We start from the raw sequence: 24,876 nt of genomic DNA on the forward strand, positions 1-24,876 counted from the left end.
GCGTCAGGCGCGCCGGGTCAGTCCGGCGGCGGCCCGCTCCACGATGAGGCACCTGTCCTCGACGTAGTCGAGGCCCGCCTCCTCGGCGATCCGGCGCGCCTCGTCCGAGAAGATGCCGAGCTGCAACCACACCGCCGGGGCGCCGATCGCCACCGCCTGCCGGACCACGTCGACGGCGTCCCGCGCCGGGCGGAACACATCGACCAGGTCGACCGGGTGCGGGATGTCGGCCAGCGTCGGGTACGCCTTCTCGCCGAACAACTCGTCCACCGTCGGGTTGACCGGGATGATCCGCCAGCCGTGCCGCTGCATCTCCAGCGGTACGCGGTGCGCGGCCTTGCCCGGATCGCGGGAGGCGCCCACGACGGCGATCACGGCGGAGTCGGCGAGGATCTGCTGAGCGGAACGCACGGCAGAACTCTAGCGCCGCCGCTCAGTCCTCGCCGACCAGCTGGCGACGCAGCCGGGCGTACTCCTCCCCGGTGCCGATCGCGTCCCGGTGTCCGGGGTGGGTCAGGTAGTGCCGGATCGCCCCGGCGATCAGCGCGGGCGCGGCGTCCACCTCGCGCGTCACGACTGTCGTGCCGTCCCGGCCCACGCCGCGACCGGCGCGGACCAGGTCTGGCCGGACGGTGGGCAGCGAGATCGCCCGGTCGCCCGGCCGCCAGCCGACCGGCCGTTGCGGATCGAGGGCGGCCCAGGGCACGAACCACTGCCGTTCGAGGCGGCGGTTGATGATCCCTTCAGCGGTCAGCTCGACCCCCGGCACCCGGAACCAGCCGACCGTGGTGAAGACGATCAGACAAGCCACGAAGAGCGTGGCCAGCAACGAGTCCCAGCCGGTTCGCCCCGGACCGACGGCGATGACGATTGCGCGATAGAGCACGAAGCCCACCAGGACGGCCAGGAAGCTGACTCCCGACCGTGGTGGGGCGAAGAACGCCCGCGACCGCTCGTCCACCCGCAGCTCGGCCGTGCTCGGTGGGCGGCGGAGCTCCCGCACGGCGGACACCAGGAAGACGGCGAGCGGGACCAGACTGACCAGCGTCAGCGGCCCGCCGACCTCGCCAGCGCGCAGGTCGACGACGGCGGTCAGCAATCCGACGACGAGCGCGACCGCCACCGCGATCCGCTGCCGTCCGAGCGCCGCGCCGAAGGTCTCCCGCATGATCGGCACGCTAGGCGGTACGCGCTAGAGCAGCGAGAGTTGTTCGCTCGGCGGCGGGGCCGGGGGTTCAGCCGGCCGGCGGTTGTCGCCGGTCTCGCCGCGGTGCAGCCCGTGCCGGCGTGCCGCCATCCGCACCCGCGCGGTCACCTCCCGCTGGTACGCCTGCGGCGCGTACGAGCCGGCCTGGTAGAGCCGCCGGTAGCGGGGCACCAGGTGGGGGAACTCCCGAGCCAGCCAGCGGGCGTACCACTCCCTGGCGCCGGGCCGCAGGTGCAGCGGCAACGGCGTCACACTTGCCGCGCCGGAGGCGGCGACGGCCGCGACGGTGGCGTCGATCGACTCCTCGTCGTCGCTGAGGCCCGGCAGGATCGGCGCCATCAGCACACCCACCTCGAAGCCGGCGTCGGCGAGCTGACGGACCGCGTCGAGGCGGCGGCGGGGGCTCGGCGTGCCCGGCTCGGCCGCCCGCCAGAGCGCCTCGTCCACGAATCCCACCGAGTACGACACCCCGACCCGGGTCACCTCGGCGGCCTGGCGCAGCAGCGGCAGGTCGCGCAGCAGCAGCGTGCCCTTGGTCAGGATCGAGAACGGGTTCGCGAAGTCCCGCAGCGCCTCGATGATCGGCGGCATCAGGCGATAGCGGCCTTCGGCCCGCTGGTAACAGTCCACGTTGGTGCCCATGGCGACGTGCGCGCCGCGCCAGCGTGGGGCGGCCAGCTCGCGGCGGACCAGCTCGCCCGCGTTGACCTTGACGATCACCTTGCGGTCGAAGTCGGCGCCCGCGTCCAGGTCGAGGTAGGTGTGCGTATTGCGGGCGAAGCAGTTGTGGCTGACCACGCCGTTGGCGATGAAGTCGCCGGTGCCGGTGGTGATGTCCCACAGCGGAAGCTCCAGGCCGAGATCCTCGACGGTGGTCACCTGGAGGTGCGCCGCGCACTTGAGCGCCATGCCCTCGATCGAGCGCCGGGCGGTGACGGCCGGATCGGTGAGGTGGAAGAAGCGCAGCCGCTCGGGCAGCCCGCCGGTCAGCCGGAGCTGACGCGCTGCGCCCGGCATGCCCGGCACGTCGAGCGCCCACCGGAAGCCGAAACGCTCCAGCGCGCCGGACGTGCGGGCCTGGCTCCCGTCGTCCGCGACGCTGATCCGGAACACGCCCCGGTGGCAGGTGCCGGTGGCGTCGAACATGCCGGCCAGGTAGCCCAGCGACCAGTCGTCTGTCGTCTCGCCCGGCGGGCGCAGCAGGCCGGTGACGACCTCGGCCGGGCCGGACGTGCGTACCACCGTGGTCGTCGGCCGGCGGCCGACCCGGGTGACTGTGGCCCGCTCGACGGTGACCCCCGCGTCGGCCAGGTAGCGTTCGGCCCGCTCCAGCGCCTCCGCCTCGGCGGTGGCCAGCCGGAACCGGGCACCGGCCCGGTCGTCGTCGCGGAGCAGGGCGTGCAGGTAACCCCGGCGGTAGTCGGCCGAGCGCTTCGGCGCCACCGCGAACCGGCCCGTGCCCAGCAGGCGGTTGCGGGTGGTCAGGTGGGGACGGCGGCCGCCGCCCCGCATGCTCCCGGTGACGTGTTTCCAGCCGCGTTCGGTCAGGAACCGGTGGTCGCCGCTGGCGACGAGCGTGGTGCCGTCGGCCAGGGTGACCCGGTAGGCGCGCTTCACAGTGGACCACTTGTCGAGCACCGTGGTGACGACGTAGTGGCGGTAGGCGCCGCGCCGCCGGGTGCCGTAGATCCGGTCGCCGGGCTCCAGCTCGCTGATCGCCCTGGTGCGCCCGTCGGCCATCAGGATCGGCGTGTCCCCGCCCAGGCAGTAGACGCAGGCGTGTGAGCAGCCCCGGTAGGGGTTGATCGTCCACTCGAACGGCACACGCGACTGGCCGGGCACCCGGTTGATGATCGACTTGGCGCGGACCTCGTAGAACGTCATGCCGGCGAAGCCCGGGGTGTCGAAGGTGCGGGCGACGGCGCCGGGCAGCGCCAGCGGCAGGGGTGGAGCCGCCGGCGCCGCCCGATCGGGAGTCCCCTCGTCCGGGGGAGCGGAGAGGTTGTCCCAGCGCATGGAGCTCATTCGAACATGTGTACGAACAAAGCGCAAGTGACGCTGCGGACACCGCGCGCCGCCGTGCCCCGGGGCGGGGCAGGATGGGGGCATGGAGACGTCGACCTTCGTCTACGACGGCGACTGCGCCTTCTGCACCCGGTGCGCGCAGTTCATCGAGCGTCGGATCCCGACCGGCGCCCGGGTGGTCCCGTGGCAGTTCGCCGACCTGGCGGCGCTGGGCCTGACGGAGGCCGAGTGCGAGGAGGCGGTCCAGTGGGTGGGCGCCGACGGCTCCCGCGCCGCCGGGCCGGACGCCATCGCCCGGCTGCTCGGCGACAGCGGCCCGCTCTGGCGGTTCGCCGGGGCCGGACTGCGCCTTCCCCCGGTACGCGCCGCGGCCTGGCCCGCGTACCGCTGGGTGGCCCGCAACCGGCACCGGCTGCCGGGCGGCACGGCCGCGTGCGCGCTGCCGCAGGAGGCCCGGGAACGGCTGTACGGCCCGACCGGACGCCCGGGCCCGACCGCCTGACCGGCCGGGTGGCCGTGGTCAGGCGGGCGCGGTCGAGGACGGGTCGGGGGCCGGTGCCGGCGAGAGGGGCGCCGTCGCGGGCGCCGTCGGCGCGGCGGGCGGCGGACGGCCGAGCAGACGCCGGACGAACACCACCGGACGGACCTTCTCCAGCGCCAGGAAGCTGGTCATCGCCACCAGGTGCGGCGCGAACGAGATGGTGATCGTCGCGATGGTCACCAGGTGGAACGAGTAGAAGAAGCCGACGGTCATCGTCCGCCACCGCGCCGGCAGCACGAACACCAGCGGGCTGAGCAGCTCGAACGCCAGGATGCCGAACTGCGCCACGATCAGCAGGTGCGGCACCTGCGCGATCAGGTCGGCGAGGTCGGTGCCGCGCCGGATGATCGCGCGGGCCAGCACCGAACCGTTCGCCCAGTCCAGGCCGCCGAAGCGGAACTTGGCCCAGGCGGCGAGGAAGTACGTGCAGATGACCGAGATCTGGGTGACCCGCAGCGCCCAGCCGCCCGCCTCGGTACGGGTCGGGTCGCCGTGCCGGGCGCGGCCGGCGGTGGGCAGCACGGCCAGCGCCACCAGGAGCGCGAAGCGGTCGTGGTCGACCTTGCCGTAGCTCATCGCCACGATCATCCACTCGAAGTACAGCGCGAAGACCGTCCAGCCGAGCAGCCGGTGCGCCCGGCCGGTGGCGGCGAGCAGCGCGGTGACCAGCAGCGCCCAGAACACCACGCCGACCAGGGCGGGGGTGGGGGTGGGCAGCGGGAGCAGCCGGCCGACGAGCAGCGGCTGGTAGAGGTCGCCGGGCACGTCGACCCGGGTGCGTACCCAGGGCGTGAACACCACCAGGTCGGCGGCGACGAAGAGGTAGACCAGGGTGCGGAACGCGGCGATCCGGCCGCGCGGGACCGCCTCGGTCAGCCAGGCGGTCATCCGCCGGTCTCCCAGCGCACGGCCGTCTCGTCGGTCCACCTGCCGGTCGGGCGGCCGCCCTGGATGTCGAACCAGCGGACCACGATGCGCACCTCGACCAGGTCGGGGGCGTCGGGGTGGCGTTCGGCGTACGCGTCGGCGACGGTCCGCAGCAGGCTCGGGTCGGCGGCGTAGCGGTTCTGCTGGCCCTCGATCTCGGCGCGGCGGATGCCGGTGGCGTCCTGGCCGAGCGGGACCACCGCGCCGGTGCGGTCCACGCCCTCGACCCGGGTGTCCGGGGCGGGCGCGTTCGGCGGGTCGGAGGTGGAGTACATCCGGAACGGCCCGAACGGGAAGTCGTCGTCGGTGCCGCGCACGGTGCCCAGGAGCAGCAGCGCCAGGCCGAGCAGGGTGGCGCCCACTCGGACCGCGCGCCCGCGGGCGGTCAAGGTCTCCATCGCATGGTGACGATACGGGAGTGAAGCGGCCGAAAGTGTCCCTCAGTCGGCCATTCCTCACTGTCCGTCCCGGCGGTGCGGCGGGCGTGGAAACGCCGCCGGCCGGCCCCTGGGGGTCGTCCGGCGGCGTCGGGTACGTCAGTGGTTGTGCTCGGCCAGCTTCTTGCGGACGTCGTCCATGTCCAGCGCCTGGACCTGTTCGATCAGGTTCTCCAGCGCGGACTCCGGCAGCGCGCCCGGCTGGGCGAACACGATCACGCCGTCACGGATCGCCATGATCGTCGGGATGGAGCTGATGTTGAACTTCGCCGCCAGCTCCTGCTGCGCCTCGGTGTCGACCTTGCCGAAGGCGATGTCCGGGTGCTTCTCCGAGGACCGCTCGTAGACCGGGGCGAAGCGCTTGCACGGGCCGCACCAGTCCGCCCAGAAGTCGAGCAGGACGATCCCGTCCTGGCCGGTCACCTCGTCAAAGTTGGCCGTGGTCAGCTCAACCGTTGCCATTGCTCTCTCCGATCACCGCGGATTGTCGTACGCCCGGTGGAACCAGGGTCAGTCCGTCCGAATTCCCGGCACGGTGGGGGCGAAACGCACAGCGCCCGGACGGTGACCCTGGGCACATCGAACTCTATCTGTGCGGGCCGCTCGTGCGGAACGCAAATGCATGCCGCACTTGCGTGACGGGACGTGATGGGAGCGTTTCCAAGGAGATCACGCACAGTTCTGGCTACGAATCAGTAACTTCGGGCTTGACGAGCATCTATCCAGCCTGCGGAGATCGCTTACCGACAGTGCGTCGGTGACTTTCCGTAGTGTTACGAAAAGGTAAATGTGACCTCCGTCTCTGTTGATGTGGTGCGCCGTACGGCAGAATTCTTCGCATCAGAGCGTGGGCGGCGGGTGCCGGGGAGGGCCCCGCCGCTCATTGCGTCCGGACCTCGGTGGCCCCCGGTGTGACATTTCCGCCGCGCGAGCGCCCCGCACCTCGCCTTAACAAGCGATAAGGCATGCTGTGCCGAACTCCATCGCCGCCTGTCGAAGGGGACAAAGATGCAGTTCGGCCGCTACTACGAGGAGTTCGAGGTCGGCGCGGTCTACCGGCACTGGCCGGGCAAGACGGTCACCGAGTACGACGACCACCTCTTCTGCCTGCTCACCATGAACCACCACCCGCTGCACATGGACGCGCACTACGCCGAGTCCGCCTCGCAGTTCAAGCGCAACGTGGTGGTCGGCAACTACATCTACTCGCTGCTGCTCGGCATGTCCGTGCCGGACGTCAGCGGCAAGGCGATCGCCAACCTGGAGATCGAGTCGCTGCGGCACGTCGCGCCGACGTTCCACGGCGACACCATCTACGGCGAGACGACGGTCCTGGACAAGCGGGAGTCGGCCTCCAAGCCCGACCGGGGCGTGGTCGCCGTCGAGACCCGCGGCTACAACCAGGACGGCACGCTGGTCTGCGTGTTCCGCCGCAAGGTCATGGTCCCCAAGAAGGAGTACGCGGCCGCCGCCGTCCCGGACGGCGTCGACCCGGAGCGTCCCAGCTTCCCCGAGCCGCGCTGACCCGCGTCCGTCCGGCTCACCGGGCCTCGTTCTCCGTTCGGCGGGGACGGGGCCCGGATCTCGTCCGGAGGCATATGCTCGGGCTGGAGGTGCCCATGAGCCACTCCGAAGCCGCAGAGCCGCCTTCCGCCGGTCGCCGCGCCGCGCCGCTCACCACCGCCGCGTACTCCGCGACGGAGTGGGACCTGCTCACCGACCTGCCCGGCCGCGTGCTGGTCGCCGCCGCGGCGCCCGGGCCCGGGCGTCCGCCGCGCGGTGTCGCCGCCGGCCTCGCCGGTCTGGACGCGGTGGCCGCCGGACGCGCCTTCGACAGTGATCTCGTCCGCGCCGTGGTGGCCGCCATCTACGCCCGCCACGACGGCGCAACCGAGCGGGACGAGCGCCTGACCGACCTGGTCGACCTGCTGGCCGCCGCCCGGGCCGCGGTACGGGTGCTGCGCCGCCGCGCCGATCCGGCCGACTCGGCGGCGTACCGGCAGTGGGTGGAGTCGGTCGCCGCCCGCGTGTGCCGCGCCGGGCAGACCACGCCGAGTCCCGCCGACCGGCGTTTCCTCGACCGGCTGGGCGGCGCGCTCGACCTGCGCTGACGCGCGGCGCCGCCGGGCCGTACCCTCGGCAACCGTGACCGACGACCAGCTCGACGTGGGTGTGGGACCGTGGCCCGGTGACCCGCCGGACGACCCGCGCTACGACCCGGAGCTGCTCGTCGCCGGTGACCGGCGCAACGTGGTGGACCGGTACCGCTACTGGCGGCGCGAGGCGGTCGTGGCCGATCTGGACCGGCGGCGGCACGAGTTCCACGTGGCGATCGAGAACTGGCAGCACGACTTCAACATCGGGACCGTGGTCCGCAACGCCAACGCCTTCCTCGCCGCCGAGGTGCACATCGTCGGGCGGCGGCGGTGGAACCGCCGGGGCGCCATGGTGACCGACCGCTACCAGCACGTCCGGCACCACCCGACGATCGAGGAGTTCGTCGCCTGGGCGCGGGACGAGAGCCTGCCGGTGGTCGGGATCGACAACCTGCCCGGCTCACGGCCGATGGAGACCGCCGTGCTGCCGCGCCGCTGCGTGCTCCTCTTCGGTCAGGAGGGACCCGGCCTGTCCCCGGTGGCGCGGTCGGCCTGCGACGCGCTCTTCTCGATCGCCCAGTACGGCTCGACCCGGTCCATCAACGCGGGCGTGGCCAGCGGCATCGCCATGCACGCCTGGATCCGGTCGTACGCCGGGCCGCCGCCGGACTGACGCCGCGGTTCCACCACCGGACGGAAATCCCACGCCGGTCGGCCCGCCCCGCTTGACGCCCCGCCGTGCGGGGGCGACGGTGAGGGTGTGACTGTCGCGGTGAGTTGTCCGAGATGCGCCGGGCCGGTACGCGAGCCGGACCTGATGCACGCCGAGCACCGGTGCCTGCGCTGCGGCCCGGTCGCGCCGCTGCACGTGCCCGAGCGCATCAACGACGAGATCATGGCCAGCGTGGTCGAGCGGATGGCGGCCGACCCCGACCCGACCGGCCGGCTCCGGATGCCGCTGTGGTGCCCGTGGCCGCTCCCACCGGGTTGGACGCTCACCGGCGTGGCCTGGGCGGGCGACGAACGCGCTGGAGTCCGGGCCACGCTGGTCGCCTGCGCCGGACCGGCCCCGCTGGACGGTGGACCGGCCGACCTGATCTTCGTCGCCGAGGAACCCGGCATCGGTCTCGGTTCCCGCTTCGCGGGACTGCCCGGCCCCGATCCCGGTCCCCAGGTGGAGGAGGCGTTGACCGATCCCGGCCCTGGTCATCCCGAGCGGCTGCCGCACGCGAAGATCCGCGTTGGCGGCCATCCGACTCCACTGTGGCTCGTACGCTCCGAAACGGATCGAAGCGCGTACGCCGGCGAGGCTCGGGGAATGTGGCTCCATGCGATAGCCTGGCCGGCGAGTGCGGGTCACCTCCTCGCGGAAGAAGTCGTGCTGCACGACCTCACCGAGTGGACACCGCCCGAACTCGTGTACGGCGCACCGTCTCCGTACCTGCACGGACGGGCCTGACCGCCCGCACCGGTGAGTCGGAGAGCGGACGCAGATATTCACGGTAAGACACCATGCTGATACTCTGGGTGCCGCTGCGGTAAACGGACCCGGCGCCGCGCGAGAGGATGGCCCGCTATGGTCAAGAAGGTCCTCACCTGGGCCGGCATCGCATTCTTGATCTTCTTCGTTGCGTACCGGCCCAACTCCGCCGCCGACGTCTTCAAGTCTCTCGGCGGCGGCATCATGGACATCGCGCAGGGCTTCGGCGACTTCTTCACCAACCTCGTCGCCTAGCCGCCCATGGGAAGCCCCTCCGGTCCACCCTTCGACCCGGACGACCCCGACCGGGCACGCCGGGAGCGCGACACCGAGCCGATCCCCCGGATCGACCCGGACGAGCCGCCCAGCGCCTACGGCCCCGGCCCGTACGCGGACGCGGACGACGCCGGCTACGGCAGCGCGTACACCGGTGAGGGGCGGTCCGGCCGGGCCTGGGCACGGGATCCGGACGGCTTCCCGGACCAGCCGATCTCCGAGGAGGAGCTGGCCGGGCTGCGGTCCGACGCCACCGGCATGGCACCCCGCCGGGTGCTGCCGTTGGAGGACGAGCCCAGCTCGCTCGTGGCGCGTTACCTCTTCCCCACCGAGCGCTACCGGGGCGAGTGGAAGCGGCACTGGATCCACCTCACCACCCCGATCATCGTCGGCGTGGCGGCCACGTTCGTGCTCGGCTACCTCTCCGGCTTCCTCGCCGGGCGGGACGTCGGCGCGCTGACCACCGTCGCCGTGCTGCTCTGGTTCGGCGTGATGGGCTGGGTCGCCTGGAAGGTCGCCGACTGGTGGTACGACCGGTTCATCCTCACCAACAAGCGGGTGATGGTGGTCAACGGGATCATCACCCGCCAGGTCGCGATGATGCCGCTCACCCGGGTCACCGACATGAAGTACGAGCAGAGCCCGACCGGCCGCGCGCTCAACTACGGCACGTTCGTGCTGGAGTCCGCCGGCCAGGAACAGGCACTCCGGGTGATCAAGAACTTGCCCAACCCGAACGAGCTCTACCTGCGCGTGGTCGAGGAGATGTACGAGCCGCAGGCGGTCGAGGCACGGCTGGGCAAGGAGGCCGACGAGGCGAAGGCCGACGACGGAGCTTGAAAGTTTTCGTCCGAACATCGGATGAACTGCACACCTTCCGCCATCGACCTGACCGACCGGGCCGTGGCATCCTGCCAGGCAGGACGGGGGGAGATGAGCGTGGTGAGCAGAGATCCGCTGGAGGAGGAGTTCCGCGAATTCGTCGCGGCCCGGTCCGGCGCGCTGCTGCGCACCGCCTACCTGCTCGCCGGTGACTGGGCCACCGCCGAGGACCTGCTCCAGACCGCGCTCACGAAGACCTACCTGGCCTGGAAGCGGCTCGGCGGGATCGAGGCCATCGAGCCGTACGCCCGCCGGGTCCTGGTCAACACGTCCACCAGCTGGTGGCGGCGCCGCTGGCACGGCGAGCGCCCCACCGAGGTGCTGCCGGAGCACGCCGGCGTCGACGAGATCGAGCAGCAACTCGACCGGGACGCGCTCTGGCGGCACCTGCAGGCGCTGCCCGCCCGGCAGCGGGCCGTACTGGTGCTGCGCTTCTACGAGGACATGTCCGAGGCGCAGACCGCCGCGCTGCTGGAGATCTCCCCGGGCACCGTCAAGAGCCAGACCTCCCGGGCGCTCAACACGCTGCGTCGCCGCCTGGGCTCCGAGGCGGCCCTGAGCCTGCCCGAGCCCGCGTCTCCGCCGCCCGCCCCGGCCGGCCGGCCGGGGCCGCCCGCGCGCGGAAACGAGCAGTCCGTGCCCCGGACCCCGGCGCCGCGACCCGCAGCCCGGGTGCCGCAGCCGGTACCGCCACCGGCGGCCCCGGTCCGCCCCGCCGTTCCGATCCCGGCGGAGAGCCGATGACCGGCATCCGGCACGACTGTGACAACCGGACCGGTGGCCCGGAGCGTCCATTGGCCGTGAGCGACGACGAGCTGGAGCGGGCGCTGCGGGAGACGCTGTCCCGCCGCGTCGCCACGTCCCGGCCGCTACCAGTCGACCCGGCCGGAGAGGTGCTGCGCCGGGCACGCCGCACCGGCCGGCGGCGTACGCTCACCGGCCTGGCCCTGGCCGGGGTCGCCACCGTGTTCGTCACCACCGGCGTGGCCCAGTTCAGCGCCTCCGGCGGCGACGGCGGCACCCCCACAGTCGTGCTCGGCGACCCGCCCGGGCTCACCCCGTCCCCGCTGGCCTCGGGGCCCCCGATCACCCGCTTCGGGCCGGTCCGCGCCGAACTCGACCTGCTCGTCGGCGACCGGCTGGACACCAGCGGCGGCGAACGGCGGCAGCTGACCGGGGTCAGCGGCGTCGAACGGGCGCAGCGCGTCCACGACCGCGAGGGCTGGCTGATGACCTCGGCCGCCACCGCCGCCGGTCGTACCCTCTGGTGGGTTCCGGCCAACGGCACCGCGCCGCAGGTCATGCTCGCCGCCGCGGAGGCGGTCGCGATCTCCCCGGACGGGCGGCAGGTCGCCTGGCGGGACGGCCCCGAGGTGATCGCCGCCGGGGTGGTCGCCGGGCAGCTCATCGCGCCGGTCCGGACCCCCGCGCCCGACGGCGCCGTGCCGGTCGGGTTCGCCGGCGACGCCGTGCTGATCCAGCAGCCCGGCGAGGGCGGGGTGAGCGTCTGGGAACGCGCGCTCGGTGGGCAGCCGGCGCCCGCGAACCCGGACGTGCGCGCCGTCTACGGCACCCGGCCCGACGGCCGCCTGGTCGGCCTGATCACCGCCGACCGGCCCGGGCAGCACTGCCTGGCCCTGCTCGACCCGGCCCGCGACCTCGCGCCGGTGCGTACCGGATGCGGGGTGAAGCTGGCCGCCGACGGACTCGGCGGGGTGTCCGCCGACGGCCGGTGGCTGCTCGCGAACGGCAACGCCCGCTCCGCCCTGCTGGTCGACCTGGCCGACCCGGGCGCCTCCCCGGCCGCGCACCCGGCCGGCCCGGTGCTGGCCGGCGACGTGGCCTGGACCCACGCGGGCGTGGCGCTGCACGTGGACGCGACCGGCGGGCTGGTCCGGGTCAAGCCGGAGCGGGTGCTGGCCGGGGACCGGCCGACGGCGTCGCCTGTCGAAGGGCTGGCGCCGGGGGACCGGCCGGTGGTGGTGGCCGACGTCCCCGCCGCTCCGGAAGGCGCGTAGCGTCGGGCGGGTGAGCGATCCGGCCCGCATCGACCTGCACACCCACTCCACCGCCAGCGACGGCACGCTGACCCCGCCCGAGCTGGTCCGGGCCGCCGCCGACGCCGGGCTCGACGTGGTGGCGCTCACCGACCACGACACCACCGCCGGCTGGGCGCCGGCTGTCGCCGCGCTGCCGCCCGGCCTCACCCTGATCCGCGGCGCGGAGATCTCCTGCCGCTGGTTCGGCGTCGAGCCGGCGATCCCGCTGCACCTGCTCGCGTACCTCTTCGACCCGGCCGAGCCGGAACTGGCCGCGGAGCTGGCCCGGGTCCGGCAGGCCCGCGAGGAACGCGGCGAGCGCATCGTGCGGCTGCTCCAGGCCGACGGCATCCAGGTGAGCTGGACGGAGATCCTGGCCGGCGCGGACGGCGGCACCGTGGGCCGCCCGCACATCGCGCAGGCGCTGATCCGGGCCGGACTGGTCGCCACCACGAGCGAGGCGTTCGGGCCGGACTGGCTCGGCGAGCGGTACCGGCTGCCCAAGGACGACATCGAGGTGTTCCGCGCGGTGGCGCTGGTGCGGGCGGCCGGCGGCGTGCCCGTCTTCGCCCACCCGAGAGCCAGCCGGCGCGGCCGGATCGTGCCGGACGAGCTGATCGCGGACCTGGCCGCGGCCGGCCTGGCCGGCCTGGAGGCCGACCACGAGGACCACGACGCGGCCGAGCGGGAGCACGTCCGCCGGCTCGCCGCCGAGCTTGGGCTGCTGGTCACCGGCTCGTCCGACTTCCACGGCACGCACAAGACCGTCCGGCTCGGCGCGCACACCACCGGACCCGAGGCGTACGAGCGGATCGTCGCGCTGGCCCGCGGGGTGACCCCTGTCGCTTCGAGCTGAAGCGCTCCGGCGGCACGGCTACCGTGTCCGCGTGGATCTCAAGCTCTTCGGCGAGGTCTTCGTGACCCTGCTGGTGATCGTCGACCCGCCCGGAATGATGCCCATCTTCCTCGCGCTCACCGGGCCGTTGACGGCGCGCGACCGGAACCGGGCCGCCTGGCAGGCCGTGGCGCTGGCGCTCGGGGTCATCGTGATCTTCGCGGTGGCGGGGCAGACGATCCTGGCGTACCTGCACGTCGACCTGCCCGCGCTCCAGGCCGCGGGCGGCCTGCTGCTGATCCTGGTCGCGCTGGAACTGCTGACCGGCAAGTCGGACGACCCGAGCCAGCAGGTCACCTCCAACATCGCGCTGGTGCCGCTCGGCACCCCGCTGCTGGCCGGGCCGGGCGCCATCGTGGCCACCATGCTCTTCGTCCAGCAGGCCGGCGGCGGCGTCGACTACCTGGCCATCGGGCTGGCCATCGTCGCGGTGATGGTCACCGTCTGGGTGGTGCTGCGCTTCTCCGGCGGGATCGTCAAGGTGCTGCGCCCCGGCGGCATCGAGGTGCTGACCCGCATCGCCGGCCTGCTGCTGGCCGCCATCGCCGTGCAGCTCATCGCCGACGCGATCGCCGCGTTCGTGACCCAGTACCTCAACAACGCCTGAGCGCTTCGTCCGCTGTCGTACCGGGGTGGCAGGATCTCAGGGGTGCGACGCCAGTCAGCAGCCAGTGGCTCCCGGGCTCCCCGACCGCGCGCCGAGCAGTCCGAGCAGCTCGGCTTCGAGGGCATGCCGGAGCGCCTGTTCGTCTGCACACCGAGCAAACTCGGCGCGTACGCGGACTGTCCCCGCCGCTACCGCTACGCCTACGTGGACCGGCCCGCGCCGCCCAAGGGCCCGCCGTGGGCGCACAACTCGCTCGGCGCGAGCGTCCACACCGCGCTGAAGAACTGGTACGCGCTGGCCCCCGACCGCCGCCGCCCCGAGGTGCTCGGCACGCTGCTCAAGGGCACCTGGGTCCGCGAGGGCTACCGCGACGACGAGCAGGAACGCGACGCCTTCCGGCGGGCGCTGACCTGGCTGGAGAGCTACGTGGCGGGCCTCGACCCGGCCGACGAGCCGGTCGGCGTGGAACGGGTCGTCGCGGTGAAGACCGCGGTGCTCGCGTTCAACGGCCGCACCGACCGGATCGACTCGCGTCCCGGCCCGGACGGGCGGCCCGAACTGGTCATCGTCGACTACAAGACCGGTCGCACCGGCCTCGACACCGACGACGCGCGCGGCTCGCAGGCGCTCGCGCTCTACGCGTACGCGGCCGAGCGGGTGTTCCGCAAGCCGTGCCGCCGGGTCGAGCTGCACCACCTGCCCACCGGCACCGTCGCCGCGCACGAGCACACGCCGGAGTCCCTGCACCGGCAGCTCACCCGCGCCGAGGACACCGCCCGCGACATCATGGCCGCCGAACGCGCAGTGGCCGACGGCACCGACCCCGACGCGGCGTTCCCCACCGAGCCGGGGCCGCGGTGCGGCTGGTGCGACTACCGGCGTACCTGCCCGACCGGCGCGCAGACCCCCGGCAAGGAGCCCTGGTCCGCCGTCGAGCGATTCGCCGACCAGGACTGAGCGCGCGTCGCCGTCAGGCCGCGGTCAGGCGGGCGGCGCGTTCCTTGGCGGCCTGCTGCAACGGGCCCTCCCGGTAGCGCCGGGGCACCGCGGCCAGCGCCAGCCGCAGCGCCCGCGCGCTCAGGTCCGCCGACAGCGCGGTGGTGGGCAGGCCCAGCCCGCCGTAGAGCCGCAACGCCCACGGCGGCAGCATCCCCAGCGCGGTGGCGGCGATCCCCAGGTACGCCCAGCGCGGCGGCCCCAGGTTCAGGCCGACCCGCGCCGGCAGGCTGACCTTCCACGGGATCGGCGGCGCGGTCAGGAACAGCGCCGTCTCGGCCGCCTCCCGGGTCATCCGCAACTGCGGGCGTACGTCCCGGTAGTAGTCGGCCACCTCGGCGGTGGTGCCCGGCACGTCGTCCGGGTCCAGCCCCACCAGGGCCGCCGACCGGCGCTGCTCGGTGTAGTAGCCGTCCACCTCGTCGTCGGTGAGCGCCAGACCGGCACGCCGGGCGGTGCTCACGAACGACTCGATCTCGGTGACGTGCACCCAGCGCAGCAGCTCCGGCTCGTCGACGCGGAACTCCTCGCCGGTGAACGGGTCGGTGGCGCGCATCCGGGCGTGCCGCGCACGCACCCGCCGCCCGGCCGCCTGCGCCTCGGCCGTGGTGCCGTAGATCGTCGTCCCCACGTACGTCGCCGTGCGGACCAGCCGGCCCCAGGCGTCCGAGCGGTAGTTGCTGTTCTGCGCGACGCCCGCCATCGCACGCGGATGCAGCGCCTGGAGGTAGAGCGAGCGCAGGCCGGCGACGATCAGGATCGGTTCCTCGTGCACCTTCCACGTGACCGAACCCGGACCGAACAGGCCGAGGTCGTCAGTGTCCACCGATCAAGAGTGCCACGGCGTTCGCCGGTCACCCCCGGGTCGGTGTCCTCGGTGCGGCGCCCTCGGTGCTCGCTCAGTCGTCGGCGGAGCGGCGCGACTGGCAGGCCGGGCAGAGACCCCAGAAGGTCACCTCGGCCTCGTCCAGCTCGAAGCCGTGCGCCACGTTCGGGTCGAGGCACGGCGCGCTGCCCACCGCGCAGTCGACGTCGGCGATCTCGCCGCAGCCCCGGCACACCACGTGGTGGTGGTTGTCGCCGACCCGCGCCTCGTACCGCGCGGGGCTGCCGGCCGGCTCGATCCGGCGGGACAGCCCGGCTCGGGACAGCGCGCCGAGCACGTCGTAGACGGCCTGGGTGGAAACGGAGTCGATCCGCTGACGGACCCGGCGGGTGATCTCGTCGACCTCCAGGTGCCCACCGGCGGAGAGCACGTCCAGCACGGCGAGACGCGGTCGCGTGACCCGTAGGCCCCTCGACCGGAGCAGTTCCTCACCCGTGGACATGAATCCATGACAGCACGCAGGTGACAGGCCGACAAGCGAGCGTGCTCGCGGGTGGCCGGGGCCACAGGTGAACCGGCGGGGCCGCGTCTGCGTGTGTGGGGTTACACAGCCTCGCGACGTACGCTGTGCGCGCCTAACCACCCACTCGCCGGAGGTGTCGGTGTTCAGGGAATTCAACGGTCTGCCGCTGCACGTGCTCGTCATTCACGCGGTGGTGGTGCTCGTGCCGCTGCTGGCGCTGTTCGCCATCGCGTACGGATTGCTGCCGCGCTGGCGGCACCGGCTGGACTGGGCGGTCGCCGCGCTGGCCGTGATCACCCCGGCGGTCGCCTGGGTCGCGACCGAGTCCGGCGAGGAGCTGGAGGGGATCCTGCGCGCGAAGGGCTACCCGCCGGACCGGCTCCAGCAGATCAGTGAGCACGCCGAGTACGGCGACACCCTGTTCTGGTTCTCGCTCGGTCTCGGCGCCGCGGCGCTGCTGCTGGTGCTGTCGGCGAGCAGGTTCGCCCGCGCCCGGAACCTGCCCCGCTGGCTGCCGATCGTGCTCACCGTCGCGGTGGCGGTGCTGGCGGGCTTCGCGCTCGTGTACGTCTACCTGACCGGTGACAGCGGCGCCAAGATGGTGTGGGACGGCATCGTCTGAGCGTTGCCGCTCAGAACAGCAGCCGCGAGCAGAGCAGGCAGGTGAGCAGCACCAGCACCACGGCGACGACTGCCCCGACGCCGTAGGTGAGCCGCTGCGCGCGCTGCTCCGCCTGATCCATCGCGGCCATGTCCTGCGGCGGAAGCCGGCGGGGCGGCGCCGGCTGGACGTGCACCGGTGGCCGCCAGCCGGGCGGCGGAGGCGTGCTCGGCGGCGGTCCGGCGTAGCCACCGGCAGCCGGGTCACCGGCGGACCGGCCCGGCCAGGGCCCGCCGGCCACCGTCCAGCCGCCGGCCGACTCCGGCTTGGCCCACGGGCTCTCGGTGGCCGCCTCGCGCGACCACGGGCTGTTCGGCCCGGACGCCCCGGAGGTGTCGGCGGCGGTGACTCCCGTTCCAGCGGCGCCGACCCCGGTCGGCTGGCTCCCGGCTTCGCCGGGTCCGGGCGCGTCCCACCCGGCGTGGTCGGCGGGGTGGCTCACGGGTCCGTGTTCGGCCGGGCGGCCCACGGGTCCAGAATCGGCGGGGTCGCCCACAGGCCCTGGGTCGCCCACAGGCCCTGGGTCGCCCACAGGCCCTGGGTCGCCCACAGGCCCTGGGTCGCCCACAGGCCCTGGGTCGGCCTGGCCGGAGCCCGACCCGCCCGGGCGGGACGCCCCGGCGTCGTTCTCCTCGCCCGCGGCCTGTTGCTCCGGGCGTCGCCAGGTCTCGTCGTCGGGGCTGCCACCGCTCGGCGTCGTCACGCCGTCCGACGCTACCAACGCCCCGGCCGGTCGGCCGCCCGACACCGACACCTCGGCGCGTACCTCTTGCGCGGCGGGGCTCCGACCCGCTGCCGGGCCCGACGAGATCGAGTGGCCGTTCAGGGTCGCGCCCGGTCTGTGTCTGGCTGTTCGGAATCACGGTGCAGTCCGCGCCGGGCTGTTCCCGATCGCAGCCGTGGCGGCGCCGGACGTCGCGGGGTCGAGGTGGCCGCCGTTCCGGCGGTATCGTTGCTGCTCGTGACCGACCCCGGCATCCGGGCACCGCGCGGCGACGACGACCGCGTGGTCGACCTCAGCGAAGACTTCGTGGTGCTGCCCGAACAGACCACCGACGACACCGACCGCGGCTGGGGCGAGCGCCCCGGCGGCAACGACGACTGGCTGCTCGCCGAGCGCCCGCCGCACTGGGACTGACCGCGGCTCCGCGTCACCCGCGTACGACCACGGCGAAGCGGCTGCCCTCCGGCAACCCGACCGCCCGGCGCGCCTGCTCGGGCGGCAGCGCCAGGTAGAGCGCGGAGGACCCGTCGACCGCCCCGGCGGCGCCGACCACGTCGAGCACCAGCGCACGCGGCGCCAGCAGCGTGGGGTCAGCCGACCCGCCGGCGGGCACCACCATCAGATCGACCCGGGCACCTGGACGCAGCACCGCGAGGGCGGCCGGCTCGGCCAGCCGGATCGGCACACCGACCGCACCGGCCGGCAACGCGCGTGGCCCGTCGGGCGGCGGACCGGCCGGCGTCGTCGAGGCGGCCGGGGGAGCCCCGGGTTGGCAGGACGGAGGTGTCTGGAGCACCGCCGCGGCCAGTCCCAGCAGCACCGCGACGAGTGCCACCCGCAGTAGCGTCCGGCGTCGCGGCAATCCGCGCCAGCGGACCGGACGCAACGTCGCCTCGCCACCCGCCACCGCTGCCTCCCACCGTCGGCCAACCTTCCGACCCGCAGGCTAGGGCCGAGCCATCGTCGCCCGCGGCCCCACCGCTTGCCCCTGTGGATAACCCGCCGTCCTGTGCACAACCGCTGCCCGGGCGGGGTCCGGCGCCACCACTTCGGGGAGGTGGTCACATCCGGAGTGGCCGGGGCCGCCAGTTCGGGGAAGTGGCGCTATCTCGGCGAGCTGATGCAGCAACCTCGCCGAGGTGGTGAGCAGCGCGCGAGTGGTCGGGAGCGGGCGCTCCATCGTGCGGGGCGGCCATACGCAACGTGGCCGCCCCGGAAACGGGACGGCCACGAGCGCGAAAGCGTTGGTCAGGAGGAACTGGACGCCGCCGGCGCCTTGCTCGCCGTCGACCCGGAACCCGAACCAGAGCCGGAACCCGAACCGGACGACGACCCCGAAGAAGAGGACGACGACGAACCGGACGAGGTCGAACCAGACGACGTCGAACCGGACGACGAGGACGACTCGGACTTGGCCGGCTTGTTCGCGGCGCTGCTCCCGTTGTCGGACCCGGACGTACGGGAGTCCGTGCGGTAGAAGCCGGAGCCCTTGAACACGATGCCCACCGAGTTGAAGAGCTTTCGCAGCCGCCCCTCACACGCCGGGCACTCGGTCAGCGGGTCGTCCGAGAAGGACTGCACCGCCTCGAGCTGGTGGCCGCACGCGGTGCAGGCGTACTGGTACGTGGGCACGTTCTCCTCCGGATCTTGGCACGGCCTGTTGGCACTCGTGGTATTCGAGTGCCAATGGTGCGTCATGACCCCCGGGTTCGTCCAGCGGAAGCGCCCGGGCCCACACCCGGGACGGCCACCAACCCGTCCGCCGGAGTGATCACACAGTGCACCGGGCGGTCGTGCGGCTGGGCGGGGACCGCCTCGACCAGCTCGCCGTCGTGCAGGAGAGCCACCGTCGGCACGGTGGCGGGCACCCGGGCGAGCGCCCGGTCGTACGAGCCGCCGCCGCGGCCCAGCCGGATGCCCCGGCGGTCCACGGCTACCGCCGGCACCACTACGAGTCCCGCCGCGGCCACTGCGGCGCGGCCCCGGGCCGGCGCGGTCGGCTCGCGCATGCCCCGGCCGGCGGCGCGCAGCGACTCCCGCCCGGTGTAGGGGGCCCAGTCCAGGTCCAGGTCGTCGCAGAGTACCGGCAGCAGCAGCTCGGCGTCGGGCGGCAGCGCGGCCCGCAGCACCTCGGGCAGGTCGTCCCCGCCGGGCTCGGAGGCGACCGGCACGTACGCGCTCATCCTGGCCGGTCGCAGCCGGCGTACCAGGGTCACCAGCTCGGCCTGGACGGCGGCCGCCGCGACCGCGCGCTCGGGCGCGGACAGCGACCGGCGGGCGGCGAGCAGCGCGACGCGCATCTTCTGCTTCGCATCGTGCGCTTCATCCGAAAATTCCGGCACGCAACACTCCTGACGCAACGCTTGCCTAATGGTCGCTCTGTGTCAGCATCGCACCAAGGGGCGCGGAACTTCCGGGGGGAAGCTTGACGCTACGCGGGCGGTTGACGGCAGCCTTCCTCGCGGTGGTGCTCGGCCCCGTCCTGCTCGGCGCGCTCTTCGTCGGGGCGACGTTGAGCGCCGTCGACCGGAGCCGCGCCACCGAGCGACTGGGTCTGGCCGCGGCCGGTGTGCGTACCTCGATCGACGCGCTCTGCCAGCAACTGCGCGCGGCGGCCGACGCGGTCGCGCTGGTGGCCGACCCGGTCGCCCGGCCGCGTGCGGCCGACCAGGTGGTCGGCCGGGGGCTCGCCGCCGGCGTGCTGATCGCCGACGCCGCCGGCCGCACCAGCTACGCCACGGCGGGCGGTCCGCCCGGGCGCTGGCAGGACTGCGCGGGCGCCCCCGCCACCCCGATCGGCGCGCTCTCCGCTCAGGTGCGGCTGCGCGACCCGGCCGGCGCCGACCTCGGCGCGGTCGCCGCGGCGCAGCCCGTCGACCGGGCCTTCGTGGCGCGGCTCGCCGCCGTCACCGGCGTCGCGGTCACCCTCCTCGACGCCCCCGGGCAGATCACCCACACGACCGAAGAGCAGGGGGTACGCGCAGCGGTGCTGGCCGCCGCCGGCAAGGCGCGCGGGAACGGCGTGGCCGGGACGGGCGACGGCCGGTACGTGCGCCGGGTGGGCCCGATGCCCGGTCAACCGCTGCCGCTGGTGCTCTCGATTCCCGGCGAGCGCCCACCCGGCCTGTACGGCGCGCTGATCGCGGCGGTGGCGCTCGCCGCCCTGCTGGCCGTGCTGACCGCGTGGCGGCTAGCCCGGGTGACCACCCGGCCGCTGGGCGAGCTGGCCGGGGCGGTGGACCGGGTGGCGCAGGGCGACCTGAGCGCCCGGGTGCCGGTGCGCAGCCGGGACGAGATCGGGCGGCTGGCCAGCGCGTTCAACCGGATGGCCCGGGAGACCGGCAGTTACGTGGCGGCGCTGACCAGCAGCCGGGACCAGCTGCGCAACCACCTCGCCGTGCTCGGCGACACGCTCGCCAGCACGCACGACCTGCAACGCATCCTGCGGGTGATCCTGGACAGCGCGATCGCCGCCACCGGCGCCCGGGCCGGCGCGGTGCTGCTCGTCGACGCCGAGGGCGTGCTCGTCGGCCGGTGCGTCGAAGGGCTGACCGGACGCTGGCCCACGAGCGACCCGGCCGACCCGGCGACGCTGCGGGTCGCGGTCGGCGCCGGGGTGCTCGGCGCGGTCGCCGCCACCGGTGAGCCGCTGCGCGGCCGGTGGACCCCACCCGAAGCCCCGACCGGGGAGCCGTCCTGCGAGACGTACGTGGCGGTGCCGTTCGCCACGCCCGGCGGCGCCGAGTCGCGCGGCCCGGACCGTCCCGGCCACCCGCCCGCCGACGGCGACCCGCCCGGCTCGGCCTGCGCCGCGCTCGGCGTGCTCGTGCTCTACGACCGGCTCGGCGGTCCCGAGTTCCACGACGACGACGTGGTGACGCTGCGGACGTTCGCCGGGCACGCGGCGGTCGCGGTGGAGAACGTCCGGGTGCACGAGGAGGCGCAGCGGCTCTCCCTCACCGACCCGCTGACCGGGTTGTGGAACTACCGCTACCTGCGCGAGTCGATCCGCCGGGAGGTGGAGCGGGCGAACCGGTTCGGCCGGATGCTCAGCGTGCTCGCGCTCGACCTCGACCGGTTCAAGCGCGTCAACGACACCTGGGGGCACGCCGCCGGGGACGCCGTGCTGGTCGAGTTCGCGCGCCGGGTACGCGGCGTGATCCGCGAGGTGGACCTCGCGTTCCGGCAGGGCGGCGAGGAGTTCGTGGTGCTGCTGCCGGAGACCGACGCGCGGGGCGCCACGATCGTCGCCGAGCGGCTCGGCGCGGTCGTACGGGACCAGCCGGTGACTGTCGAGGGAAGCACCGACGAACCGGTGCACGTGCCGGTGACCGTCTCCATCGGCATCGCCGTCTACCCGGACCACGCCGTCGACGGCCAGCAGGTGCTCGACGCCGCCGACGACGCGCTGTACGCGGCGAAGGCCGCCGGACGCGACGGCTACCGGCTGGCCCCCGCGCCCGATCCGGTTCCCACCCAGGAGATCCCGGTGGTGGCCGTGACCGTCAGCCCGCCGGACGGGCTGCCCCGGGCGGGCACGGCGGACGCGCCGGGCACCGTCCAGGGCGGCGCGTCTTCCGGTCCTCACCCGCCGCGGCAGAGCCGTGGCCGATAGTCTCGCGACATGTCGGAGCACTCAGCGAACCCCTCAGCGACCCGCGGTCGCTCCCGCGCGGTCAAGGCCGTGATCCCGGCCGCCGGCCTGGCCACCCGGTTCCTGCCGGCCACCAAGGCGGTTCCCAAGGAACTGCTGCCGGTCGTCGACCGGCCGGTGCTGCAGTACATCGTCGAGGAGGCCGCGCAGGCCGGCATCGACGACATCCTGCTGATCACCGGTCGCGGCAAGACCTCGATGGTCGACCACTTCGACCGCCGGCCCGACCTGGAGGAACGGCTCGCCAAGAAGCCCGAGCTGCTGGCCGAGGTCAAGCGCACCGAGGAACTCGCAGCGATCTACACGGTCCGCCAGCCGGAGCAGCTCGGCCTCGGCCACGCCGTCGGGTACGCCGAGTCGCACGTCGGCGACGCGCCCTTCGCGGTGCTGCTCGGCGACGAGTTCGTCAAGCCGTCCGAGCCGCTGCTGCCGGCCATGCTGGAGCTCCAGGCCCGCACCGGTGGCGTGGTGCTCGCCTTCTTCGAGGTCGACCCGGCCGAGACCAGCCGTTACGGCATCGCGTCGGTCGAGCCCGCCGAGTCGGAGTACGGCGACATCGCCGAGGTCGTCAAGGTCACCGGCATGGTGGAGAAGCCCAGTCCGGAGGAAGCGCCCAGCAACCTGGCGGTCCTCGGGCGGTACGTGCTCCCGGGGAAGATCTTCGACGCGATCCGGCGTACCGACCCGGGCAGCGGCGGCGAGATCCAGCTGACCGACGCGATGGAGCTGCTGCGTACCGAGGGGGTGCCGGTGCACGCCATCGTCTACCGGGGCACCCGCTACGACACCGGCATGCCGCTGGGCTACCTGCAGACCGTGGTGCAGATCGCGGCCGAGCGGGAGGACCTGGGCGCCGAGTTCCGCAAGTGGCTGGCCGAGTTCGTCAACAACGGCGACGAGACGGTCACGGCGGCGGTCCTCAACGGCATGCGTGACGCGTCCGGCGGTGCCGATACATGACCGCGACGGCCGACGCCGAGGCGGCCGCGAACGAGTTGACGCCGCTCGCCGACTACCTGGGCAGTGTGCTGCGCAGGTTACGCGCGCTGCCTCCACTCGACCTCGACCTGACCCAGGCGTACGGCAACGTGCTCGCCGAGGACGTGGTCGCCCCGCACTCGTACCCCGCCTTCGACCAGGCGGCGGTGGACGGGTACGCCGCGCGCTGGGAGGACATCTCCGGTGGGAGTCGGGGGCCGGGCTACGTCCCGGCCCCCTCCGGTATGCCCGGCGGCCGCAGCATCCGGCTCAACGTCGTCGGTGACCTGGGCGCGGCGAGCTGGCGGCCGGTTCGGCTCACCCCCGGCTCGTGCTTCTCGGTCGCGGCGGGCGCGCCGCTGCCGATCGGCGCCGACGTGGTCGTCCCGGTGGAGTGGACCGACCAGGGCATGGCCGCCGTCGAGATCTTCCGCGCCCCCAAACGGGGGTACGGGCTGCGCCGCGCCGGGGAGGAACTGGTCGCCGGCACACTGCTCGCCCGCGCCGGCGCGTACGTCTCACCGGCGCTGGTGGCGGTGTTCGCCGCCACCGGCATCGGGCACGTCGTGGTGCGGCCCAGTCCGCGCGTGGTCATCGTGGCCACCGGCGACGAACTGGTCGACGTGGGCCGGGGCAGCCAGCCCGGGCAGGTGGTCGACACCAACTCGCACGCGCTCACCGCTGCGGCGGCCGAGGCGGGCGGGCTCGCGTACCGGGTGGGGATCTGCGACGACGACCCGGAGGCGCTGCGCGGCCTGCTGGACGACCAGACGCTGCGGGCCGACCTGATCATCACCACCGGCGGCACCGGTACCGGCCCGGGCGACATGGTGCGCCGCATCCTGTCCCGCCGCGAGGGCGGCCGGGCCGGGCCGGTCACCTTCACAGAGGTGGCCCTCTATCCGGGAACGGCTCTCGGGTTCGGTACGGTCGGCGCCGAGGAGGTGCCGGTGGTGTGTCTTCCCGGTGAGCCCGGCGCGGCGCTGATCGGCTTCGAGGTGCTGGCCCGCCCGGCGATCCAGCTGCTGGCCGGCGCCGAGCCGGTGTTCCGGCCGAGCGTCCGCGCGCACCTGCTGGAGACGGTCTCGTCCCCGGTGGGGCTGCGCGAGTTCCGGCCCGCGCACGTGGCCGAGCGGCGTGGCGGCGGGTACACGGTGCAGCCGCTCGCCGGTGGCCCGTACACGCTCTCCGGCCTGTCCGACGCGAACGGCCTGCTGGTGCTGGGCGAGCGGGTCACCACCGCCGCCGCGGGGTCCACCGTCGACGTGCTCCTGCTGGACCGGCGCCGGTGAGCGCGAGGAGTGAGCTTGCGAGCCCCGCAGTCGCGAGCGAAAGGCAAGCCCGGTGAGGTTCTGGCGGGCTCCGGGGTGGCCGGCGGTGCTCGTGGACGGCCCGGTGGTGCTGCGGCCGTACCGGCGATCGGACGCCGGCGCCTGGTCGGAGATCCGGCGCGCGAACCGCGAGTGGCTGGCGCCGTGGGAGTCGCACGTGCCCGGCGGCTGGTACGAGACCAACTCGCCGGCGGCGTTCCGGCTGGTCCACGCGGACCAGCGCAAGTCCGCGCGCAGCGGCGAGGGCATGCCGTTCGCGGTGTGCCTGCGTGAGGACGGCCGGGAGCGCCTGGTCGGTCACGTCAACATCGGCAGCATCGTGCGGCGGGCGTTCTGTTCCGGGTACGTGGGCTACTGGGTGGACTCCCGGGTGGCCGGCCGGGGCGTGATCCCGACCGCTGTCGCGCTCGCCGTGGACCACGCCTTCGGACCCGGTGGCCTGCACCGGATCGAGGTGAACATCCGGCCGGAGAACATGCCGTCCCGCCGGGTGGTGGAGAAGCTCGGCTTCCGCGAGGAGGCCTATCACGTGCGCTACATGCACATCGACGGCGCGTGGCGCGACCACATCGGATACGCGATGACCGGCGAGGAAGTAGTCGCCGAGGGCGGCTTGCTGGCGCGGTGGCACCGCGTACGTGACAACCGCCGCTGACGCGCCCGCACGGCGCGGCGCACTGTGAACTGGGTCGACGGCCCGTAACCTCAAGTAACTGCAAGCTGCGGCAAGCGCTGCCCGCCCGCATGAAGTGCGCCGTAAACGACGGTCGA

The 24,876-nt window shown here is 73.8% G+C and carries 30 protein-coding genes and 1 pseudogene; 19 read left to right on the forward strand and 12 right to left on the reverse strand.

What is annotated here, in order from left to right:
- Window positions 1-3: 3 nt before the first annotated feature.
- From J3R08_RS03105 to J3R08_RS03115, 3 genes are read right to left on the reverse strand one after another with little or no spacing between them, the layout of a single operon-like run.
- Window positions 4-411 carry a CoA-binding protein gene (locus tag J3R08_RS03105; protein WP_113972090.1) on the reverse strand — a complete coding sequence of 136 codons (408 nt, stop codon included), beginning with the start codon at window positions 409-411 and terminating at the stop codon, window positions 4-6.
- A 22-nt stretch (window positions 412-433) separates the two neighbouring features.
- Window positions 434-1,168, reverse strand: coding sequence for a hypothetical protein (locus J3R08_RS03110; RefSeq protein WP_209959949.1), 735 nt, complete (start codon window positions 1,166-1,168; stop codon window positions 434-436).
- Between the two features lie 24 nt (window positions 1,169-1,192).
- Window positions 1,193-3,316, reverse strand: a complete 2,124-nt coding sequence (locus J3R08_RS03115) for an intein-containing Rv2578c family radical SAM protein (protein WP_307849372.1) — start codon at window positions 3,314-3,316, stop codon at window positions 1,193-1,195.
- Between J3R08_RS03115 and J3R08_RS03120 the strand changes: the two genes are divergently transcribed.
- Entirely contained in the window at window positions 3,315-3,734 is a 420-nt protein-coding gene (locus J3R08_RS03120) for a thiol-disulfide oxidoreductase DCC family protein (RefSeq protein WP_043326890.1), read from the forward strand. The genes J3R08_RS03115 and J3R08_RS03120 overlap by 2 nt on opposite strands.
- Window positions 3,735-3,752: 18 nt before the next feature.
- On the opposite strand, the gene J3R08_RS03125 is transcribed toward J3R08_RS03120, so the two are convergent.
- From J3R08_RS03125 to trxA, 3 genes are all read right to left on the reverse strand, one after another.
- Complete coding sequence (locus J3R08_RS03125) at window positions 3,753-4,661, reverse strand: HTTM domain-containing protein (protein ID WP_043326888.1); 909 nt, start codon at window positions 4,659-4,661, stop codon at window positions 3,753-3,755.
- On the reverse strand, window positions 4,658-5,098 hold the full coding sequence (locus J3R08_RS03130; protein ID WP_064447585.1) for a hypothetical protein: 441 nt from the start codon (window positions 5,096-5,098) through the stop codon (window positions 4,658-4,660). The genes J3R08_RS03125 and J3R08_RS03130 overlap by 4 nt, the downstream gene beginning before the upstream one ends.
- Window positions 5,099-5,236: 138 nt before the next feature.
- Complete coding sequence (gene trxA / locus J3R08_RS03135) at window positions 5,237-5,599, reverse strand: thioredoxin (protein WP_018789069.1); 363 nt, start codon at window positions 5,597-5,599, stop codon at window positions 5,237-5,239.
- Window positions 5,600-6,127: 528 nt separating this feature from the next.
- Here trxA and J3R08_RS03140 point away from each other — a divergent pair.
- The 11 genes from J3R08_RS03140 (at window position 6,128) to J3R08_RS03190 (ending at window position 14,369) form a co-directional block, all read left to right on the forward strand.
- A complete protein-coding gene (locus J3R08_RS03140; RefSeq protein ID WP_348531786.1) occupies window positions 6,128-6,661 on the forward strand; it encodes a MaoC family dehydratase in 534 nt (177 codons plus the stop codon).
- Between the two features lie 95 nt (window positions 6,662-6,756).
- Window positions 6,757-7,248 carry a hypothetical protein gene (locus J3R08_RS03145; RefSeq protein ID WP_104113826.1) on the forward strand — a complete coding sequence of 164 codons (492 nt, stop codon included), beginning with the start codon at window positions 6,757-6,759 and terminating at the stop codon, window positions 7,246-7,248.
- 34 nt (window positions 7,249-7,282) lie between these two features.
- Entirely contained in the window at window positions 7,283-7,906 is a 624-nt protein-coding gene (locus J3R08_RS03150; RefSeq protein ID WP_043326883.1) for an RNA methyltransferase, read from the forward strand.
- A gap of 99 nt (window positions 7,907-8,005) precedes the next feature.
- On the forward strand, window positions 8,006-8,692 hold the full coding sequence (locus J3R08_RS03155; protein ID WP_307189064.1) for a TFIIB-type zinc ribbon-containing protein: 687 nt from the start codon (window positions 8,006-8,008) through the stop codon (window positions 8,690-8,692).
- 117 nt (window positions 8,693-8,809) lie between these two features.
- A complete protein-coding gene (locus J3R08_RS03160; RefSeq protein ID WP_013283898.1) occupies window positions 8,810-8,968 on the forward strand; it encodes a hypothetical protein in 159 nt (52 codons plus the stop codon).
- Window positions 8,969-8,974: 6 nt separating this feature from the next.
- Complete coding sequence (locus tag J3R08_RS03165) at window positions 8,975-9,829, forward strand: PH domain-containing protein (protein WP_043326880.1); 855 nt, start codon at window positions 8,975-8,977, stop codon at window positions 9,827-9,829.
- Between the two features lie 93 nt (window positions 9,830-9,922).
- Window positions 9,923-10,615, forward strand: coding sequence for a SigE family RNA polymerase sigma factor (locus J3R08_RS03170; protein WP_043326878.1), 693 nt, complete (start codon window positions 9,923-9,925; stop codon window positions 10,613-10,615).
- Between the two features lie 56 nt (window positions 10,616-10,671).
- Window positions 10,672-11,889: a hypothetical protein gene (locus J3R08_RS03175; protein WP_223201248.1), complete on the forward strand. Its 1,218-nt coding sequence runs from the start codon at window positions 10,672-10,674 to the stop codon at window positions 11,887-11,889.
- 10 nt (window positions 11,890-11,899) lie between these two features.
- Entirely contained in the window at window positions 11,900-12,766 is an 867-nt protein-coding gene (locus J3R08_RS03180; protein WP_064447587.1) for a PHP domain-containing protein, read from the forward strand.
- A gap of 31 nt (window positions 12,767-12,797) precedes the next feature.
- A complete protein-coding gene (locus J3R08_RS03185) occupies window positions 12,798-13,412 on the forward strand; it encodes a MarC family protein (RefSeq protein WP_064447588.1) in 615 nt (204 codons plus the stop codon).
- A gap of 123 nt (window positions 13,413-13,535) precedes the next feature.
- Entirely contained in the window at window positions 13,536-14,369 is an 834-nt protein-coding gene (locus J3R08_RS03190) for a PD-(D/E)XK nuclease family protein (RefSeq protein ID WP_223201448.1), read from the forward strand.
- A gap of 13 nt (window positions 14,370-14,382) precedes the next feature.
- On the opposite strand, the gene J3R08_RS03195 is transcribed toward J3R08_RS03190, so the two are convergent.
- Together J3R08_RS03195 and J3R08_RS03200 are read right to left on the reverse strand one after the other, a co-directional pair.
- Window positions 14,383-15,234: an oxygenase MpaB family protein gene (locus tag J3R08_RS03195; RefSeq protein ID WP_069087208.1), complete on the reverse strand. Its 852-nt coding sequence runs from the start codon at window positions 15,232-15,234 to the stop codon at window positions 14,383-14,385.
- Between the two features lie 73 nt (window positions 15,235-15,307).
- Window positions 15,308-15,736, reverse strand: a complete 429-nt coding sequence (locus tag J3R08_RS03200) for a Fur family transcriptional regulator (protein WP_030501115.1) — start codon at window positions 15,734-15,736, stop codon at window positions 15,308-15,310.
- Between the two features lie 160 nt (window positions 15,737-15,896).
- On the opposite strand from J3R08_RS03200, the gene J3R08_RS03205 reads away from it, so the two are divergent.
- Window positions 15,897-16,379 (forward strand): DUF2231 domain-containing protein, encoded by a 483-nt coding sequence (locus J3R08_RS03205; RefSeq protein ID WP_043330667.1) that lies wholly within the window; start codon window positions 15,897-15,899, stop codon window positions 16,377-16,379.
- A gap of 10 nt (window positions 16,380-16,389) precedes the next feature.
- Here J3R08_RS03205 and J3R08_RS32590 read toward each other — a convergent pair whose 3' ends face one another.
- Window positions 16,390-16,860: a hypothetical protein gene (locus J3R08_RS32590; RefSeq protein WP_083296906.1), complete on the reverse strand. Its 471-nt coding sequence runs from the start codon at window positions 16,858-16,860 to the stop codon at window positions 16,390-16,392.
- Between the two features lie 519 nt (window positions 16,861-17,379).
- On the opposite strand from J3R08_RS32590, the gene J3R08_RS03215 reads away from it, so the two are divergent.
- Window positions 17,380-17,556 (forward strand): hypothetical protein, encoded by a 177-nt coding sequence (locus tag J3R08_RS03215; RefSeq protein WP_166455806.1) that lies wholly within the window; start codon window positions 17,380-17,382, stop codon window positions 17,554-17,556.
- A gap of 13 nt (window positions 17,557-17,569) precedes the next feature.
- Here the strand turns inward: J3R08_RS03215 and J3R08_RS03220 are convergent, their stop codons facing one another.
- Complete coding sequence (locus J3R08_RS03220) at window positions 17,570-17,977, reverse strand: flagellar biosynthesis protein FlgA (RefSeq protein ID WP_223201247.1); 408 nt, start codon at window positions 17,975-17,977, stop codon at window positions 17,570-17,572.
- A gap of 237 nt (window positions 17,978-18,214) precedes the next feature.
- Between J3R08_RS03220 and J3R08_RS32595 the strand changes: the two genes are divergently transcribed.
- On the forward strand, window positions 18,215-18,619 hold the full coding sequence (locus J3R08_RS32595) for a hypothetical protein (RefSeq protein WP_233607826.1): 405 nt from the start codon (window positions 18,215-18,217) through the stop codon (window positions 18,617-18,619).
- A 14-nt stretch (window positions 18,620-18,633) separates the two neighbouring features.
- Here J3R08_RS32595 and J3R08_RS32600 read toward each other — a convergent pair.
- Window positions 18,634-18,840: pseudogene (locus J3R08_RS32600) on the reverse strand (FmdB family zinc ribbon protein); the annotation flags it as partial.
- A complete protein-coding gene (locus J3R08_RS03230; RefSeq protein ID WP_374102377.1) occupies window positions 18,837-19,484 on the reverse strand; it encodes a 5-formyltetrahydrofolate cyclo-ligase in 648 nt (215 codons plus the stop codon). The gene J3R08_RS03230 and the pseudogene J3R08_RS32600, both read right to left, overlap by 4 nt.
- An 83-nt stretch (window positions 19,485-19,567) precedes the next feature.
- Here J3R08_RS03230 and J3R08_RS03235 point away from each other — a divergent pair, with 83 nt between their 5' ends.
- Genes J3R08_RS03235 through J3R08_RS03250 form a run of 4 tightly spaced genes read left to right on the forward strand, consistent with a single transcriptional unit; the run spans window position 19,568 to window position 24,760 of the window.
- Entirely contained in the window at window positions 19,568-21,757 is a 2,190-nt protein-coding gene (locus J3R08_RS03235) for a diguanylate cyclase (protein WP_209959951.1), read from the forward strand.
- A gap of 9 nt (window positions 21,758-21,766) precedes the next feature.
- A complete protein-coding gene (locus J3R08_RS03240; RefSeq protein WP_043326860.1) occupies window positions 21,767-22,756 on the forward strand; it encodes a UTP--glucose-1-phosphate uridylyltransferase in 990 nt (329 codons plus the stop codon).
- Window positions 22,753-24,066 (forward strand): gephyrin-like molybdotransferase Glp, encoded by a 1,314-nt coding sequence (gene glp, locus J3R08_RS03245; protein WP_043326858.1) that lies wholly within the window; start codon window positions 22,753-22,755, stop codon window positions 24,064-24,066. Before J3R08_RS03240 ends, glp begins: the two co-directional genes overlap by 4 nt.
- Window positions 24,067-24,118: 52 nt before the next feature.
- The gene (locus tag J3R08_RS03250; RefSeq protein ID WP_030501124.1) at window positions 24,119-24,760 is read left to right on the forward strand and encodes a GNAT family N-acetyltransferase; all 642 of its coding nucleotides are present in this window, start codon (window positions 24,119-24,121) and stop codon (window positions 24,758-24,760) included.
- The last annotated feature ends 116 nt before the right edge of the window (window positions 24,761-24,876 follow it).

The organism is Micromonospora sp. HB375 (assembly GCF_017872985.1).
Lineage (GTDB): Bacteria > Actinomycetota > Actinomycetes > Mycobacteriales > Micromonosporaceae > Micromonospora > Micromonospora chalcea.

What these genes read in the sequence shown, in the direction of transcription:
- J3R08_RS03240 (WP_043326860.1), top strand. Translation starts at nt 21,767, where the DNA reads ATGTCGGAGCACTCAGCGAACCCCTCAGCGACCCGCGGTCGCTCCCGC.
- J3R08_RS03125 (WP_043326888.1), bottom strand. Translation starts at nt 4,661, where the DNA reads ATGACCGCCTGGCTGACCGAGGCGGTCCCGCGCGGCCGGATCGCCGCG.
- J3R08_RS03190 (WP_223201448.1), top strand. Translation starts at nt 13,536, where the DNA reads ATGCCGGAGCGCCTGTTCGTCTGCACACCGAGCAAACTCGGCGCGTAC.
- J3R08_RS03110 (WP_209959949.1), bottom strand. Translation starts at nt 1,168, where the DNA reads ATGCGGGAGACCTTCGGCGCGGCGCTCGGACGGCAGCGGATCGCGGTG.
- J3R08_RS03115 (WP_307849372.1), bottom strand. Translation starts at nt 3,316, where the DNA reads ATGCCCCCATCCTGCCCCGCCCCGGGGCACGGCGGCGCGCGGTGTCCG.
- J3R08_RS03165 (WP_043326880.1), top strand. Translation starts at nt 8,975, where the DNA reads ATGGGAAGCCCCTCCGGTCCACCCTTCGACCCGGACGACCCCGACCGG.
- J3R08_RS03170 (WP_043326878.1), top strand. Translation starts at nt 9,923, where the DNA reads ATGAGCGTGGTGAGCAGAGATCCGCTGGAGGAGGAGTTCCGCGAATTC.
- J3R08_RS03200 (WP_030501115.1), bottom strand. Translation starts at nt 15,736, where the DNA reads ATGTCCACGGGTGAGGAACTGCTCCGGTCGAGGGGCCTACGGGTCACG.
- J3R08_RS03130 (WP_064447585.1), bottom strand. Translation starts at nt 5,098, where the DNA reads ATGGAGACCTTGACCGCCCGCGGGCGCGCGGTCCGAGTGGGCGCCACC.
- J3R08_RS03145 (WP_104113826.1), top strand. Translation starts at nt 6,757, where the DNA reads ATGAGCCACTCCGAAGCCGCAGAGCCGCCTTCCGCCGGTCGCCGCGCC.
- J3R08_RS03160 (WP_013283898.1), top strand. Translation starts at nt 8,810, where the DNA reads ATGGTCAAGAAGGTCCTCACCTGGGCCGGCATCGCATTCTTGATCTTC.
- J3R08_RS03120 (WP_043326890.1), top strand. Translation starts at nt 3,315, where the DNA reads ATGGAGACGTCGACCTTCGTCTACGACGGCGACTGCGCCTTCTGCACC.
- glp (WP_043326858.1), top strand. Translation starts at nt 22,753, where the DNA reads ATGACCGCGACGGCCGACGCCGAGGCGGCCGCGAACGAGTTGACGCCG.
- trxA (WP_018789069.1), bottom strand. Translation starts at nt 5,599, where the DNA reads ATGGCAACGGTTGAGCTGACCACGGCCAACTTTGACGAGGTGACCGGC.